The following is a 1,560-nucleotide window of genomic DNA, read 5'->3' as shown; positions in this document are numbered from 1 at the left end:
CGGTGACCTCCTCGAACTTCGGGTCGATCTTCGGTTTCTCCGACTCCTTGAGCTCCAGCTTGGCCAGCCGGCCCTCGTAGTAAATGGGGACAGTAGCTTTGTCGGCCACCGCCCGCTGGATGTCGTAGATGCTGATGTAGTCGCCGAACACCGCGCGCGTGTTGGCGTCGGTCTTCTCGATCGGCGTGCCGGTGAAGCCGATGAACGATGCGTTGGGGAGCGCGTCACGCATGTGCCGGGCGAATCCGTCGATGAAATCGTACTGGCTGCGGTGCGCCTCATCGGCGATGACGACGATGTTGCGTCTGGGCGACAGGACCTGTTGCCGGTCGCCTTTCTCCTCGGGGAAGAACTTCTGGATCGTGGTGAACACGACACCGCCCGAGGCGACGGAGAGCTTCTCCCGCAGGTCGGCCCGATCCGCGGCCTGCACCGGAGGTTGGCGAAGCAGGTCCCGGCAGCGGGCGAAGGTTCCGAAGAGTTGGTCGTCGAGGTCGTTGCGGTCGGTGAGCACGACGATGGTCGGGTTCGCCATCCCGGGGTGCAAGATCATCCGACCCGCGTAGAACGCCATCGTCAGGCTCTTGCCCGAACCCTGCGTGTGCCATACGACGCCGACGCGCCGGTCCCCGGGGTCGCCTCCGGGGCGGATTCCTGATTCGTAGTGGCCTTCCAGCTCCCGTACTACGTCCACAGGGGGGATGGAGGCACGAAGGGTTTCCTCGACGGCAGCGTTAACCGCGTGGAACTGGTGGTAGCCGGCCATCTTCTTGACGAGCTTCCCGCCGCCCAAGTCCTCGAACACGATGAAGTGGCGCAATAGATCCAGGAAGCGGCGCTTCTCGAACACGCCCTCCAGCAAGACCTGCAACTGGGTCAGCTTCGCCGGTGCGTCCTCGCGCCCCGCGATCGTGCGCCACGGCTTGAACCATTCCTTGCCGGCGCCAAGCGCACCAATCCGGGCCTGCACACCGTCGGAGACGACCAGCGCGGCGTTGGTGGCGAAGAGCGATTGGATCTGCACTTGGTAAGTCTGGAGCTGCTGAAACGCCGACCAGATCGTCGCGTTCTCGTCGGCCGGATTCTTGAGTTCGATGACTGCCAGCGGGAGCCCGTTGACGAAGACCACCACGTCGGGTCGGCGTGTATGCTTCCCGTCGGACACGGTGAACTGGTTGACCGCCAGCCAGTCGTTGTTGTCGGGATCGTCGAAGTCGATCACCTGGGCCTGCGCCCCGGCGATGGAGCCGTCCTTCCGGCGGTACTCCACCGTGACGCCGTCCACGAGCAGCCGGTGAATGGCGCGGTTGCGTTCTAGCGGGGAAGGGGCATCAGTGCGCGTGAGCTTGCGGTAGGCGTCCTCAAGTGCCTCGGGCGGCAGCTTTGAATTCAGCTGCGCGAGGGCCTGTCGGAGGCGACCTTCGAGGATGACATCGCGGTAGTTCGGGTCGATGCGTTCAGCGGCGGGTTCTCCGGCGGCGATGTCCGGGCCGTGCAGAACCACATAGCCTAATTCCTCCAGCCAAGCGAGTGTGGCGTCCTCGACGATGGATTCGGTGA

The 1,560-nt window shown here is 64.4% G+C and carries 1 protein-coding gene; it reads right to left on the bottom strand.

The window, feature by feature from the left end:
- On the bottom strand, window positions 1-1,560 hold a 1,560-nt coding region (locus WAW17_RS11450; protein WP_422333097.1), incomplete at both ends, for a type I restriction endonuclease subunit R.

Origin of the sequence: Rhodococcus sp. (in: high G+C Gram-positive bacteria), from assembly GCF_049286785.1 — a bacterium.
GTDB lineage: Bacteria > Actinomycetota > Actinomycetes > Mycobacteriales > Mycobacteriaceae > Rhodococcus_F.
The sequence above is the reverse complement of the archived record's forward strand: the minus strand, read 5'-3'. Positions and strand labels throughout refer to the sequence as shown.